The organism is Marvinbryantia formatexigens DSM 14469 (assembly GCF_025148285.1).
Classification (GTDB): domain Bacteria; phylum Bacillota; class Clostridia; order Lachnospirales; family Lachnospiraceae; genus Marvinbryantia; species Marvinbryantia formatexigens.
This window is the reverse complement of record NZ_CP102268.1, coordinates 2871633-2885599: the sequence shown is the minus strand read 5'-3', so window position 1 is coordinate 2885599 and position 13967 is coordinate 2871633. Positions and strand designations below refer to the sequence as shown.

15 protein-coding genes are annotated in these 13967 nt (G+C 46.9%); all 15 read right to left on the bottom strand.

The window, feature by feature from the left end:
• Position 1: 1 nt before the first annotated feature.
• Positions 2-334 (bottom strand): hypothetical protein, encoded by a 333-nt coding sequence (locus NQ534_RS13545; RefSeq protein WP_157200709.1) that lies wholly within the window; start codon positions 332-334, stop codon positions 2-4.
• A 403-nt stretch (positions 335-737) separates the two neighbouring features.
• Positions 738-1424 (bottom strand): hypothetical protein, encoded by a 687-nt coding sequence (locus tag NQ534_RS13540; protein WP_143115815.1) that lies wholly within the window; start codon positions 1422-1424, stop codon positions 738-740.
• Between the two features lie 53 nt (positions 1425-1477).
• Positions 1478-2311 (bottom strand): hypothetical protein, encoded by an 834-nt coding sequence (locus tag NQ534_RS13535; RefSeq protein WP_006860022.1) that lies wholly within the window; start codon positions 2309-2311, stop codon positions 1478-1480.
• Complete coding sequence (locus NQ534_RS13530) at positions 2295-3107, bottom strand: hypothetical protein (RefSeq protein WP_006860021.1); 813 nt, start codon at positions 3105-3107, stop codon at positions 2295-2297. The genes NQ534_RS13535 and NQ534_RS13530 overlap by 17 nt, the downstream gene beginning before the upstream one ends.
• A gap of 64 nt (positions 3108-3171) precedes the next feature.
• On the bottom strand, positions 3172-3630 hold the full coding sequence (locus NQ534_RS13525; RefSeq protein ID WP_143115816.1) for a DUF2712 domain-containing protein: 459 nt from the start codon (positions 3628-3630) through the stop codon (positions 3172-3174).
• Positions 3631-3823: 193 nt separating this feature from the next.
• Positions 3824-4204, bottom strand: a complete 381-nt coding sequence (locus NQ534_RS13520; protein WP_006860019.1) for a BlaI/MecI/CopY family transcriptional regulator — start codon at positions 4202-4204, stop codon at positions 3824-3826.
• Positions 4205-4226: 22 nt separating this feature from the next.
• On the bottom strand, positions 4227-5495 hold the full coding sequence (locus NQ534_RS13515; protein WP_260044002.1) for a M56 family metallopeptidase: 1269 nt from the start codon (positions 5493-5495) through the stop codon (positions 4227-4229).
• Between the two features lie 555 nt (positions 5496-6050).
• On the bottom strand, positions 6051-7394 hold the full coding sequence (locus NQ534_RS13510) for an MATE family efflux transporter (protein WP_006863789.1): 1344 nt from the start codon (positions 7392-7394) through the stop codon (positions 6051-6053).
• Positions 7395-7531: 137 nt separating this feature from the next.
• A complete protein-coding gene (locus NQ534_RS13505) occupies positions 7532-8422 on the bottom strand; it encodes a LysR family transcriptional regulator (protein ID WP_006863790.1) in 891 nt (296 codons plus the stop codon).
• Between the two features lie 208 nt (positions 8423-8630).
• A complete protein-coding gene (locus tag NQ534_RS13500) occupies positions 8631-9590 on the bottom strand; it encodes a fibronectin type III-like domain-contianing protein (protein WP_006863792.1) in 960 nt (319 codons plus the stop codon).
• A 214-nt stretch (positions 9591-9804) separates the two neighbouring features.
• Positions 9805-10221 carry a hypothetical protein gene (locus NQ534_RS13495; RefSeq protein ID WP_006863793.1) on the bottom strand — a complete coding sequence of 139 codons (417 nt, stop codon included), beginning with the start codon at positions 10219-10221 and terminating at the stop codon, positions 9805-9807.
• A 164-nt stretch (positions 10222-10385) separates the two neighbouring features.
• Positions 10386-10982: an ABC transporter ATP-binding protein gene (locus NQ534_RS13490; RefSeq protein ID WP_006863794.1), complete on the bottom strand. Its 597-nt coding sequence runs from the start codon at positions 10980-10982 to the stop codon at positions 10386-10388.
• The gene (locus NQ534_RS13485) at positions 10979-12040 is read right to left on the bottom strand and encodes an ABC transporter ATP-binding protein (protein WP_081455630.1); all 1062 of its coding nucleotides are present in this window, start codon (positions 12038-12040) and stop codon (positions 10979-10981) included. Before NQ534_RS13485 ends, NQ534_RS13490 begins: the two co-directional genes overlap by 4 nt.
• Before the next feature lie 70 nt (positions 12041-12110).
• On the bottom strand, positions 12111-12977 hold the full coding sequence (locus tag NQ534_RS13480) for an ABC transporter permease (protein WP_006863796.1): 867 nt from the start codon (positions 12975-12977) through the stop codon (positions 12111-12113).
• Positions 12974-13966, bottom strand: a complete 993-nt coding sequence (locus NQ534_RS13475; protein ID WP_006863797.1) for an ABC transporter permease — start codon at positions 13964-13966, stop codon at positions 12974-12976. The genes NQ534_RS13480 and NQ534_RS13475 overlap by 4 nt, the downstream gene beginning before the upstream one ends.
• Position 13967: the final 1 nt, after the last annotated feature.

Genomic DNA, 13967 nt, shown 5'->3' with positions numbered 1-13967 from the left:
ATCAGAAGTCCCCTTTTATCTGCATATAATCCATATTTCTGATAAAAAATTTTCCAAGACCGATACCTGCCGCAAGCGCCAGCAGCAGACTGCAGATTATGTATTCCGCCTTTATTCCGTTTTCTAAAAATTCTTCTACACGCAGCTTCATCAGATAATTTCCGGGCAGATACCATTTTGAAAAATAGCCAGAAAATGTCAGAAGAAAAACACCGGCAATCAGACCAGTCAGCGCATTCGTTTTTATTGATAAAACAAGCTGCCAGACTGCAATTACACAGGCGGCAAGCAACGGAATCAAAAAATCGTTTATCACCTTTCTGCTTTGCAGCATTTCCAGGAAGCTTTGTACCTGTCCAACTGCTGTGCAAAATATTCCAATCCCTGTGTATGCAGCCAGAAAATATATGGATACACACATAATACATTCCCGCCATTTTCTTCGCCATATCAAATTTGCATCTTCCATCCTAATGAGTCTCTGCAGACCTATGCCAGTGACAAAATCCTTTGCCGTTCTCCCATTGAGACATAATAAAATGATGCAAAAAAGGCACCATTCCCCCGGCAACAAAAAACTCTGCCCGTCTCCCGTTCGAATCGTCGGCAGCCCTCTCAAGAAGCTGTTCAGATAGTGTTCTGCTGTAAAAAACTCTCCTGCCTGCTGATAATCCGTCACACAGCCTGGAAGCGCAATCGCGGCAGAAAACAAATACCATAACTTTCTACGCCTTCCTTCAGCTACCATAAAACTCCCTCTTTTTCCAATAGTTTCTGCCTGTCATGTAAATCACTGCGCACAGTGTCAGAGCACAGCCCGTGAGCAGATAAACCATACCGTCCCATTTAAAATTACATCTGGAAATCGAAAAAAGGTTAAAAAACAGCATCGTCTCCGGGTGTATCCACTCCAAAATGGCGTCGCCTACGAAAAGTGCAAGGCACAGAACCAGTCTTTTAAAAGTCAGCCCCGCAAGAAATGCTATGACCAGAACAATAATGGTTTTTATTGCGTTCATCAAGAAAAAAAACAGAAACACTTTCCCCACTGTGCCTTCATAAAGCTGCTCTGTTTCCAGATAAAAGCTCCCGGACGTCCGGTGCCAGTTTGATATTTCAGACGCTGATAACCCTGACAGGATACAGCATACATTGCTATAAATAGCTGAAAAAACAACCGCCATCCAGACCAGTTTCCAGAAAATGCTTTTCCACATGGTTTCCAGCCTGCCGTATTGAACAAGCATAGCCGGTTGCCTATAAATCCGGTTATCCTTTACCGTCAGAATAAGTGTCAATGGCAAATACACAAACAAATAAATATCTGCCTTCCCCAGGCGGTTCACACAGTCCAGCATACAATAACGATATCCATAATTTCTCCAGATATCTACACTGCGCGCCAGCAAAAAATAGAGTCCCACCGTCAAAGCTCCTGTATACAGGATCATGCAGATACCTTTTTTTAAAAAGGTATTCAGAAAATATCTTCCCGGTTTCCGATTTTCCAAAACAATATTACCCCCAAAACACCATATATTCCTATGTAGCCTACGAGAGCGAGCACCGACCTGCACCCGAATCCTGCAAAAAACAGATATACCGTTGAATACATGACAGCATCTACATTTGCCGACATCATGCAGACCGCATAAATAAATATCTGCAGTACAAACGGCATCAGCAGAATCACATATCGTTTTTCCGAAAAAAAGCTGAGAAGCAGCGGCAGGCACGCGACCAGCCCGGCAAAAATAAAATCAAGTCCCATAAAAATCATCACATAAACCAATGGATACTGTTCAAAAATCTTATACCAGACTACCGCAGCGTAGATAAGCTTTCCGGCAAGCTGCTGCATCGGCAGCGCCGGAAGAAACATCGCACAAATTATAAAATTAATCAACAGTGGAGCAGTCACAACAAAACCGCCTGTCAAAAATACCGCTGCGCTTTTTGCCATCAGATACCGCCTGCGCTCTGCACGCATATAGACCTGACGTATATATCCATTATCCTTATCGTTAAAAAAAGAAATGCTATACGGCAAAACCGCCAGCAGTGGAAATATAAGAAAATACAAAAAGCCCTCCGGATTATATGTGTTTCCGCATATCCACTCCCAGTAAAGTGAATCCGGATATTGCATATCACTTTTAAAATAAAGCAGCTGCTCGCGGAAAGCTTCTGCCCTGGGGAGTATCCAGTGAACAATATGTATCATACTGATAAGCATACCAATGCCAAATGATATCCATGTGCCTATACCGGTAAAAGCTCTGCGAATCTCTATTTTAAATATCCGTATCATTTTGGTTCAACCTCACATAACATGCGTCTTCCTGTATAGGAAAGGTAATCCCCGAAGAATTAAAATGCAGATAGCATTCTTTTCCTTGAATATATTCGTCGCTCTGAATATACACAAGATTACATTCAAATTCTTTTCCTGCCGGTATCGTCACCTTTGCATAAGATTTGTCATATACCGGCAAATCCGCACTTGTTTTATAGCCCTGCAATTCTCCTGGATTATATACTTCCTGCGTTTTAGGATTAATTGCTACATATTTTGCGCAGTTTACATATATTGTCAATTCATCGCTTTCTTCATTGGTAAATGTCACATTTGCAACAACGTATGTATAATCATTTGTAATATTATATTCCTCATCAAACCGTACTCTGTCATATGAATAATATGCCGCATCTGAATCCACACTATCCTTCGTAAAATCTACGCTGTTGACTCGACAGTTTATCGTCCCTTCTTTCCCCTGGTCTATATCAAAAAATATCTGTGGAAATGATTCGCCAATATTATACGTGTTTGTATCATCTGGCAATAATCCAACTACTTCCGACACATTCTTTTGATTTTCTGCACTGGCATCCACCATTATTCCCGTCTCTTTCCATGTCAGTGATTCCGGCATTTCTTTACTTTCTGCAGATTCCCGGTTAGAAGAGGAACTCTCTGTTTTCTGAAAAATACTATTCTTCACAAATGGATTCTTTACAAAAAAACGGAATCCCCAGAAAAGAATCGTTCCCAGCATCCCTATTATTATTATAGTTAAAACAATCTTCCCCGCTTTTCTCTTCATATAAGCCTCATATTTCCTTCCGGGATAACACCCGGAAGGATTGTTTTCTGTTTAATTTTGCTTTTTAAATGCTATCTGGGCTCCATACTCCATACAAGGAACACTGATTATGTGTTGTCGGACAAAGGGCTAATCTGATATATTTATAGTTCCCTTTATTATAGTCTGATTTAAAGGATTCCGCCACATAGTTAATAATGTAAAATCCCTGTCCTGTCGGTACTCCTACATAAGAGCCTTTCCCATACATTCCATTAGACCCACTGTAAATGCCGTTGTATCCACTAACCAGCACAGCAGCAAATACATCAACAGACCCTTGATGACAAATATATACGGAGCTGCTATCCTGCTTTTGGCGCCATTCCGTATACACATCTCCGCCATCTCCGCTATAATCTTTGTAATACTCCGTATCTGTCCAGTTACTCGCCGTAGCGCTGCTTGCCATGCCAACTGGCAATGCCAGTGTTGCCGCTGTCAAAAAAGCAAATATCCTATTCAGCATTCTCTTTTTCTTCATATACATATCCCTCACTTTCTCTTGTCTTCCCTCTTATGAAACTTTAAAATATACCGGTATATAATTTCATCATGTGGGATATGTTTATTTTATATTATTATCAAATAAATATCTATTGACATACTTGTCAAAATGTACTATTCATTTTAGTTCATTTTGTACTAATATTATTAGGTCATGTCTGTTTTACATATTACTCATACTTCTTTAAATATTCTCTCAGCTCCTCCGCATCTTTTTCACTTAATTTCTCCCCACCCGAAAAAGCCATCAAAAACTGTCCCATAGAATTATCAAATGAATCCTTCATCATTTGCCGCACCCACATATTAATATGTTTCTCCCTTGTGCAGGTCGCATAATACTGATATTTCTTTCCGGAAGTATCGGATGCTATAAGCCCTTTATCCTGCAGGATCTTTAAGAACGTACTTACTGTCTGCTTTTTCCAGTTTTTGTTCTTAGTACTATTGAAATACTCCATAACCTCTTTAAAGCTTAATTTTCCATCCGTATCCCAGAACAGTTCCATAATCTCATATTCCGTTGATGTCAGCCCATATTTTTTGTCCATCTTTTCACTCCCTACCGTCAGATTAATGCGGGCACACTTTACGTGTAACAAAATCATACAATTCTCCGTATACGACAATTCCACATACTGTACATCTTTTCGCATGATAATAATTTACCGTACAGCCTCCATTGCCATCCAGAACATGTTCCGTTTTTATTCCCAGCTCATATTCGTGCCTGCATTCCTTTCTTGTCTGCTCTTCTGTAATGGGATATATATTTCCTTCACTGTCTGTGAAGAAATTATCATACGGCAGTTCTTCCACTTCCAGCTCCAGTGTTCCGGCATAAAATGCTTCCTCTGCCTCCAGGTTTACCTCTTTACCACTTTCCTGTACAATATATTGCGGTGGATCATACGCAAACACTGTGACTGTGCTGGCGATAATACCAAATGCACCGGCAATACATGCTGCCAGTACATTTTTCTTTCTTTTCATCATAATAAAATCAATCCTCCTTTCTATCTGCTTTCGGGGCTGTCTGGAAAAACCCAGCCCCAGTGTGGATTTTTTCCTGTTCCCACATGCCAGCATAATCAGCGTACTGCAGTAGGATATCCGCTCTTCCTGTCCCATATGCTCTACTGCAGTTTCATCACTATATTCTTCATTTGTGAGGCGTATAAAGTGCAGCAATAAATATGAAAACGGATTAAACCAGTGAACTGTAATCACCAGAAGCCCGGCAATTTGCATCAGCAAATCATGATGCTTTATGTGAGCCAGTTCGTGTACCAGAACATTTTCCATTTCGCTTTCAGAAATAGTGTCCATTCTTTCCGGCAGCCAGATACACGGTTTAAAAATCCCCGTTGCAGCCGGAGTTTCCACATCAGGCGATTTATACAGACTAATATGCCGCCGGATCGCCAGTCTGTGTAATGCTTTTTCAAATACCCTCCTGCATTCCTCTGAAACCTCCTGCCTTTTATATGCTTTTATTTTCTTTCTGAACGACCAACAGGTATAAATAAAATACAGCAGGAAAATCATTGAAACCATTCCGCATATAACAGTACCCCACATTAACAGTGGCTGTGTATATTCAAACCGCGCCCGCCCATCAATGACATATACAATATCCGCTTTATCCATCACTCCGTCCGTCAGCTTTTTCGGAAACATCATCGGAAGGCGATGCCTTCTCAGCCAGCCGTTTACCGTATATTTTTCAGAAGAAAACGGAATCAGATAGTAAATCGCAGCAAGCAGCAATATGTACCGCTTCCACTTTGCCTTCATCCTGTTCCCATATAAAGAACATACTATATAAAAAATCAGAAGCATTACAGAACCAGATAGCGTCAAGGTCAATAGAGTGCTTTTCATATCTCCTTCTCCCTCCAAAAACAGGCATCGCGTTCTGGCATTATATTATACCATTATCCTAAAATTATCTACTGGCATACTATATAAATTGTCCTAATTGTTTTAGTGCATTTTGTCCTAATTTATTAAGTTCAATCTTCGAAGTATATAATACGAATGAAATATGCCACAATATATATCTGAATTTTCATATCAGAGTCACACCTTCTACACCGCGTAGCATACCAATCTCACCAACAAACCGATTGTTGAACAAATGCTGATGGAAAAATTCCGCCCATGAAGTCGTTAAAGGCTGAAAAAGAAAAGCCGACCATCGCTCAATTTTGAAGCTTTAATCGACCTGTTAATGATTCACTAAATTCTTTTGATAAGAATACCCTTTTCTGAACTGGCCCCATAGCTGTCATTGCCTGCTCTGTTGTCCAGCCTAAATTCTCCATCAGATTACAAAGGGTTTCAATATTTTTCTTCTGACAAATTATAGTTAAGGTGTCAAAAACATTTCACGACTTATATCACCTGAAAAGTTTTCCATTTCCCGGATTTCAGTCTCCAGAAGAAAATAACCGCCCGGATGACCCAGTCGCTGACCATTGCAAGCGCGATTCCTATGACGCCCATTTGCAGGGCAACCCCTAAAACCCAGGACAGCAGAAGCCGCACCGCTATCGTAGAGATAACCGAAACATACATGGTGAACTTCACATCGCCTGCGGCACGCAGCCCATTACTAAGCGCACCGGAAAAGGGATAGGCGATGGCATTGAACAGATTGTGTATCAGAACCAGCTGGAGCACAAGCTGCTTGGTATCTGGCTCCAACGCATAGAATCTCATAAATAAAGGCGTCAGCAGAAAAATCAGAAGATTCCATACTGACGAGAGCAGCAGCGTAATCTTCATCAATTTCTTAAAATAGACTTCTGCAGCCTGTATATCTCTGTTTCCCATACACTGCCCAATGACTGTGATAAACACCGGTCCCATAGCAACTCCTGCAAGCGCCGCCAGAGACCAGATACTCTGCGCCACGCCGTTTGCGGCAATCTGATAGGTACCAAAAAGTGCCACGATACTGCTTAAAGCCACCTTTACCAGCTGGAAAACGCCGTTTTCCAGCCCGTTTGGAACGGCAATTCTTAAAATATTCCGCATCAGTTCCCCATTCCACTGAAAAATCCACCTTCCGGTATAGCGTACATCATTTTTTCTGCAAAAGCAGAGTGCGGTAATAACTACCGCTGAAAATGTCCGGGCAATCAGGGAAGGCCAGGCGACACCGGCAACGCCTGCGTGCAATACAAACACGCCAATCAGATTGCCAATGACATTGATGATATTGGAAGCCACCGACAGGTACATGGTCACACTGGTTTTTCCCATGCTGCGGAAAAGCGCGGCGCCTGCGTTATAAACCGCCAGAGCCGGGTAGGAATAAGCGGAAATTTTCAGATAGGTAATGCAGGCCTGCATCACATCGCTCTCCACTTTTCCAAACATCAGCCGGAGCATTTTCTCATTTCCAATCAGCACAAGTACCGAAATCACTGCAGAAAAAATCACAGAGAACAGCAAAAGCTGGCTTGCGGATTCCCCGGCAGCATCCATCCTCTTTCTGCCAATGTACTGGCTGATTACCACTGCTCCGCCGGATGCCAGCGCCGTAAACAGATAAATAAAAATCGTATTAAACTGATTGACCAGGGAAACGCCTGATACCGCTGCTTCTCCGGCATAGCTGACCACCAGTGTATCTGCCAGACCCACAAGCATTGCCAGAAGCTGCTCTAAAAACAGGGGGATAATCATATCCTTTAATGTTTTGTCTGAAAATAATTCTACTTGCTGATTCATACCTTTTTCCTCTGCCTTTCAAGTGTTTCCCGTTAGAAATTGCAACCATTAAAAATCAGGTGCAAAAAAAGTGCACTGCACCTTTTTCCACACCTGCATTATAAACGGAATGCCATATTATATCAAATGCTTAGTTTTTACACCTTAGTTATGCCTGGAAAGCATTTTATGTATTCTATAAATTTTGTTGCCGCCAGGCTGAACGGCTGCTGCTTTTTCCACGCCAGTACACTGTTTGCGGTAAGCTCCGGAGATAACGGCCGGTACGCAATTTTTTCTTTATCCCAGAACGGTATCGAGCCCTCTATCACAATGGAGTATGCCAGCCCTCTCTGAACCATAAGAGCACTGTTTGTAGTCAAATTGCTGGTAAAAAGAACCTGCTGTTCCTGGAAGGCGTCGCCAAACCAGTTGGACACTTCATTTTGAACATTTGTCCTCCTCGGAAGAATGAGCGGCATATGCTCCAGATCTTTTATATTTACCGTTTCCTTCTCTGCAAGCTTATCATCCGGGCGCATCAGAACGACCCACCGTTCCTTTTCCCTCAGGCGGATAAATTCAAACTTTTCTATATCAACCGGCTCCAGCAACGCCCCGATATCAACCAGCCCTTTTTCCATCTGCTCTTTTACCAGATCAGCGTTTCCCGTGAATATATCGAACGTCACAAGCGGATATTTCTCATGAAATCCTTCAATGATTTCCGACAGCACCTGCATCGCCGCCAGCTCTCCGCCGCCAATCACGATTCTTCCTTCCACAAGCTCCTCCTGACAGGTGAGCTCCCGCTGTGTCCGGTCAACCAGAGACAGTATTTCCTCTGCCCGCCGCCGCAGTAAAATCCCCTCATTCGTTAAGGTAATCTTTTTCGCGCCTCTGTGAAACAGTTTAACGCCGACCTCATCCTCCAGCTGCGCCAGTTGACGGCTGAGCGTTGGCTGCGTGATATGTAAAACCTCCGCTGCCCGGTTAATTCCCTCCTCCCGGACAACCGTCAGAAAATAACGGAGCACTCTGATTTCCATAGCATTCCCTTCCTTTATGGCTTTTTTATATCATACACTGAATATGCCCGAAAGGCAATACAGACCTCTATTTTTCCGGCTCGCCTTCTGGAAAGATAATCTTAAATACAAAGAAAAAGATTATCATAGATACGCCGCCGGTGATAAAGGTGACAAGCAGGTTATAAACTGCCGGCGGTACATAGGCGGAAGCAATGGGCATCCCCCATTATTTCATCTTTTCTGCTTTTTTCCTGATTTTTTGCTGCCTGAAAAATCCCGCTATAATCTGTCCCGCTCCGGCAAAGAAATGACCGTTTACTGCTTTCAGGATTCCGTCCACCATTTCCTGGCTGCACATGCCGCCCGCCATTTTTCCAATCCCGCGGAATGGCATATTGTAAATAAACATGATGTTCAAATCCGGTTTTCCCTTTTTTATGCTCTTATTCAGCATTCCCGTCAGAATCCTGTATACAAGGCGCGCCACCCTGCCCTTTGCATAGTACATCTGGCATATGGCGTCATTTCTGTCCAGCAGCCCGCTCCAGTGACCGTCCGGTATGTCGCGCCCCAGAAGCGCGGCAAATTCTGCATCCGGCACATTCCGGATATCTCCGGAAAAATAGGAGGGCATCGCCGTTTTCTCTTCGGGTGCCGGCGCCCCTGTTCCCTGCACAAAAATGGTTCCCCGCAGGCGGATGTCCGCACAGCTTGCCCCGATAAGAACCGTATATTCTCCTGTTTCCGTTTCAAAACGTCCGGTTTTCCGGTTATAGTAGCGGAACGCCTTATCATCCAGCAAAATCGTCACTCTCCGGCTTTCCCCTGCCTTCAGATATACCTTTTCAAATCCCTTCAGCTCCTTCGCCGGACGATATACCTGCCCCGGATTTTTGCTGATATAAAGCTGGGCAACCTCCGCCCCGTCCCTTTCTCCGGTATTTTTCAGCACAAAGGAAACCGCATTATCCGACACCTCCAGGTTTTCATATGCAAAGGTAGTATAGCTCAGCCCGAATCCGAAGGGGAAACGGACGGATACGCCGGCAGTCTCAAAATACCGGTATCCCACATACAGCCCTTCCCGGTACTCCGCACTGCGCTCCTTCTGTTGGTGCGGTCTGTTGGCGCCATCTGTCTGTGCGGTCTGCGGGCGCCGTCTGTCTGTGCGGTCTGCGGGCGCCATCTGTCTGTGCGGTCTGCGGGCGCCGTCTGTCTGTGCGGTCTGTTGACGTCATCTGTCTGTGTGGTCTGCGTGGTGTCTATGTCGTACGCACGACAACAAAAAATACGGGCTACCTCCTTTTTCCGGACGTATCCCGCATCTGCGTTATTTTACTGTCTTCCATTTTCTCTGCCGCTTTGCTTCCCTTCAGCCTGGAACAGCTCTATTGCGGCTCTTACTGTTTATAAAGCGTTCCCGAAAATATTGCTTCGTATAATTTGCAGCCTTTTTTATAAGTATAATCTGTTACCGGAAGCACGCCGCCGTACCATTCGCCGTCTATATACTCCCGATAATTCAATGTTTCCGGAATAGAAGCTTCATCCACGTAGGTTTTGGGGACTGTCTTGGAAATCTTTTTTGCAAACGCGTCGCCAAGTATCCCACATGATTCATGTTCTTCCGTCTCCGCAGCTACTGCCTCCGCATCCATTCCGGTCGGAGCAGAACAGCCGCGCTCCTTCACCTGCTCATACGGACGCAGGAAACCGTTTTCTGTCACCGGAACCGTCTCTCCCGCTGCAAAAACCGCCGAGCCTGCCGCTATCAGCCCACAAAAAGCGAATATCACACATTTCTTTCCACACTTCATCCTGAACCCTCCCTCTTTTTAAGTGATATTTTCCACGATTGCTATTTATCTATTATTGTATAGCATGTTCCTGGGATTCGCAAGATTTTTATCACATAAGTCAAAACATTTCACTATGACTGGTAACAGTTCAGCCAGGCTGCCCTGTTACTATGCCTGTCCGTTTAAAAACGGATACTCCGTGCCGCAATCTTCTGCAGCAGCGGCTCGCTGTGCGATACGACAATCAGTCCGATTTCCCGCTCTTTTGTTTCTTTCAGCAGAAAATTCCATATCTGGCTCTGCGTAATCATATCCAGCATGGTGCTGATTTCATCCGCAATCAGAAATCTTGTATCGCGTCCGAGAGCGCGGGCAATGCAGAAACGCTGGAGCTCGCCGCCGGACAGCTCCTGCGGATAGCGGTTCATCCAGTCCTGCTCGATACCAAGCTCCCGGATGATGCGCTCTTCAATCTCCTGTCCGTCCGCCAGCGTGTCTCTCATGCGCAGGCGCGGATTCACCGCGCGCTCCGGGTGCTGCCAGATCATCTGTACCGGACAATAGCCTTTCTTCGGCAGCGGCTTTCCATCCAGAAGCACCTCGCCCGCCTGCGGCTTCAGATAGCCCGCCAGGATTTTGCAGAGCGTCGTCTTGCCAAAGCCACTCGGTCCCAGAATTGCCGCGCGCTCGCCGCTTTCCACCTTTAAGGACACATTCTGAAAAACGGTTCCTTCTTTCTCCTCATAAGAAAATGTTAAATTGCGTCCTTCGAGTATCATAAATGTCCTCCTGTATGATGCGCCTCCACTGATGGCTCCGCAGCCTCATAATGTGTATGAGACTTTTCCGCCGCCGTCTCATAATGCGTATGATGCGCCTCCACCGCCAGCGGTTCGCCCGTATACTGTACGCAGCGTACTGTCGCGCAGCCCACTCGCCGCATAGGTATATCACCGCTGCATTTTTCACAGTACATGCTGCAGCGCGGACCAAACGGACAGCCCTGCGGCATATCTTTTACATAGGGCTGCACGCCCGGAAGCGGCTCAAAACCATTTTGCGGCATCGCCCGCCACAGAGCCTTTGTGTAGGGATGACGCAGCGTTTCTTCCGAAGCAAAATCCGCGACCGGCGCTTCCTCAATCGTTGTCCCCGCATAAAACACGGCGACCCGGTCCGCCACCTCCAGAGCCAGCTCGATATCATGTGTGATAAGTAACACACCATGCCCCTCATCCGCAAAGGTGCGGAAATCCTCCATTGATTTCTTTGCCAGAGCCAGGTCCATGCCCGGCGTCGGCTCATCCGCGATAATCAGTTCCGGCTCGCCCATCAGCGCCGACGTAAGAAGCACACGGCGCGTCATACCTCCGGAGCACTCAAAAGGATACTTATTGTCCACGTCCTTTCCCAGACCGTAGCGTGCAAAAAGTGACCTCTGACGCTCGCGGCGCGCCGCATTTTTCCTGCCCTGGCTCACCTGCTCGCCCACCTTCATCAGCGGGTCTAGGTAGGTTGTGCTCTGGGGGACAAACGCGATCTTATTTCCGCGAAGCTCCTTCCTCTTTTCCTCCGTCAGAAGCTCTCCGTCAAAGTACATCTGACCGTCTGTTTTCGCATTGTATGGGAGCATTCCGAGAATCGCATGTGCCAGCAGGCTTTTGCCGGAGCCGCTGGAGCCGACCACCGCCACGATTTCGCCCTCGTGCACGGAGACAGACAGTCTGGAAATCACCGGCAGCTCTATCTGACGGCTGCTGTAATCATTCTCATATTGCAGAAAGGAAACCGACAGCTCGTCGATTTCCAGAATGTGACGTTTTTCTGTACAGCTCATAAAATCCTCCTGTATGAAGACACTTTCTGTGGCAGGTTTGCAAAGCGGACAACCTGCCCAGACATAAAACCTATGCATGAACGCTGTTCGGGTCGAGCAGCCTGCGCAGCGCATTTCCGCCAAGGTCAAACAGCGCCACTGTCAGCACCAGCATAATGCCCGGAAACAGCGCCAGCCACCATTTGCCCATAATTAAGTAGGTCATGCTCTCCGACAGAATCACACCGATTGCCGGCTGTTCCGAGGAAAGCCCGAAGCCGAGAAAGGTAATGCTCGATTCATGCAGAATCGCGTGCGGGAACATCAGCACCAGACCCACCAGAAACTGCGGCAGAAGATGCGGAAACATATGCTTCACGGCAATTTTCCATTTGCTCTGTCCCAGCTTTTCCGCAATCAGAATATATTCGCTCTGACGAAGCTGCATAACCTCCGCCCGTATCAGCCTGGCAAGCGACGTCCAGTGCGTCAGCGCCACGCCGATAATTACGCCCTTCAGTCCCTTGCCGCAGGCGTAGGAAATCAGAATTAACAAAAGAATATGTGGTATTCCCAGAATCCCGTCAATCACAAAGCTGATTACGGCGTCCACCTTTTTCCCGAATACCGCCGCGGCAATGCCGAGAAACAACGCCATCACCGCGCTGACGCCTGCTGCGCAGACGCCAATCAGAATACTCATGGACAGACCGGTCAGCGTGCGGTACAGCATATTTCTGCCAAGCCAGTCCGTGCCGAACGGATACGCCAGGCACGGCATCAGATTTTTTCGCGAGAAATCCGTCTCCATCGCGGCATCGTGACAGAGAATTCCCGCGATTGCCACGCCCGCCAGAAATATCACAGAAAATATCAGCAATATCCGCGCTCTCTGCCTCTGGTTTAATCTCTGCTTCACGCTATGCGCCTTCTGCCTCTGGTTTAACCTCTGTTTCATGCCCCGCGCCCTCCTCTCCGGATGCGCGGGTCAACCACGCCGTACAAAAGATTCGCAATAAAATTGCCGAAAAAGACGATTGCCGCCGTAATCAGCGTAATGCCCATCAGAAGCGGCACATCGCTGCCGGTGCCCGCCGCCACGGCTGCCTGTCCCAGCCCCGGATAGGAAAAGACCTGCTCCACCAGCACCGAACCGCCGATAATCTCGCTGATGGATGTAAACTGCAGCGTCAGCGCCGGAAGCAACACATTGCGCAGCGCGTGCCTGCGCACGATACTGCCCGTTTTTTCCCCGCGCGCCTGAGCAAACAGCACATAGTCGCTCTCCATGATATCAATCATTTTTTCCCGCGTATGCAGGGCAATATTAGATACCCCGGTGATGCTCAGCGTCAGCGCCGGAAGAATCGCGTGACGCACGCGGTCCAGAAAGGTCACGCCGGACGCTTCCACCCCAATCGGCACGCTTAAGCCGATAGGAAGCACCTTCAGCCATACGCTGAAAATCAGCAGAAGCAGCAGCGCCAGCCAGAAGGAGGGCGTGCTCGCGATCACCAGACAGTAACCCTTCACCACTTTATCCACAAGTCTGCCGCGGAAAACTCCGGCAAGCACTCCGAGCAGAAAACCAAGCAGCCCGGAAATCACCCACGCCAGCCCCATCAGAAACAGGGAATTCGACAGCTTCACCGCAATCACCTCCGTTACCGGCCGACGGTAAAGCAGCGAGGTACCGAAATCCCCCCGCAGGGCATCCTTCGCCCAGTTCAGGTAACGCTGGACGGGCGGCTCGTCAACGCCCCAGTAGGAGCGCAGCTTTTCCTTCTGCGCCTCGCTCATACTGCCGAGCGCCGCCTGCCCCACGTTCGCCTGCAGCGGGTCAATCGGCGAGGCGGATACCAGCGCAAAGGTCGCCACGCTCACCGCCACCAGCAAAAGAAGCATTCTGATAAAGTTTTTCCCGGCAAACAATAAGTTGTGTTTCATA

Excerpts from the sequence above, each read along its gene's own strand:
- NQ534_RS13475 (WP_006863797.1), bottom strand. The coding sequence starts at position 13,966 with ATGAAACACAACTTATTGTTTGCCGGGAAAAACTTTATCAGAATGCTT.
- NQ534_RS13505 (WP_006863790.1), bottom strand. The coding sequence starts at position 8,422 with ATGGAAATCAGAGTGCTCCGTTATTTTCTGACGGTTGTCCGGGAGGAG.
- NQ534_RS13500 (WP_006863792.1), bottom strand. The coding sequence starts at position 9,590 with ATGGCGCCCGCAGACCGCACAGACAGACGGCGCCCGCAGACCGCACAG.
- NQ534_RS13480 (WP_006863796.1), bottom strand. The coding sequence starts at position 12,977 with ATGAAACAGAGGTTAAACCAGAGGCAGAAGGCGCATAGCGTGAAGCAG.
- NQ534_RS13520 (WP_006860019.1), bottom strand. The coding sequence starts at position 4,204 with ATGGACAAAAAATATGGGCTGACATCAACGGAATATGAGATTATGGAA.
- NQ534_RS13535 (WP_006860022.1), bottom strand. The coding sequence starts at position 2,311 with ATGATACGGATATTTAAAATAGAGATTCGCAGAGCTTTTACCGGTATA.
- NQ534_RS13510 (WP_006863789.1), bottom strand. The coding sequence starts at position 7,394 with ATGAATCAGCAAGTAGAATTATTTTCAGACAAAACATTAAAGGATATG.
- NQ534_RS13495 (WP_006863793.1), bottom strand. The coding sequence starts at position 10,221 with ATGAAGTGTGGAAAGAAATGTGTGATATTCGCTTTTTGTGGGCTGATA.
- NQ534_RS13485 (WP_081455630.1), bottom strand. The coding sequence starts at position 12,040 with ATGAGCTGTACAGAAAAACGTCACATTCTGGAAATCGACGAGCTGTCG.
- NQ534_RS13545 (WP_157200709.1), bottom strand. The coding sequence starts at position 334 with ATGCTGCAAAGCAGAAAGGTGATAAACGATTTTTTGATTCCGTTGCTT.
- NQ534_RS13490 (WP_006863794.1), bottom strand. The coding sequence starts at position 10,982 with ATGATACTCGAAGGACGCAATTTAACATTTTCTTATGAGGAGAAAGAA.
- NQ534_RS13515 (WP_260044002.1), bottom strand. The coding sequence starts at position 5,495 with ATGCTTCTGATTTTTTATATAGTATGTTCTTTATATGGGAACAGGATG.
- NQ534_RS13525 (WP_143115816.1), bottom strand. The coding sequence starts at position 3,630 with ATGAAGAAAAAGAGAATGCTGAATAGGATATTTGCTTTTTTGACAGCG.
- NQ534_RS13530 (WP_006860021.1), bottom strand. The coding sequence starts at position 3,107 with ATGAAGAGAAAAGCGGGGAAGATTGTTTTAACTATAATAATAATAGGG.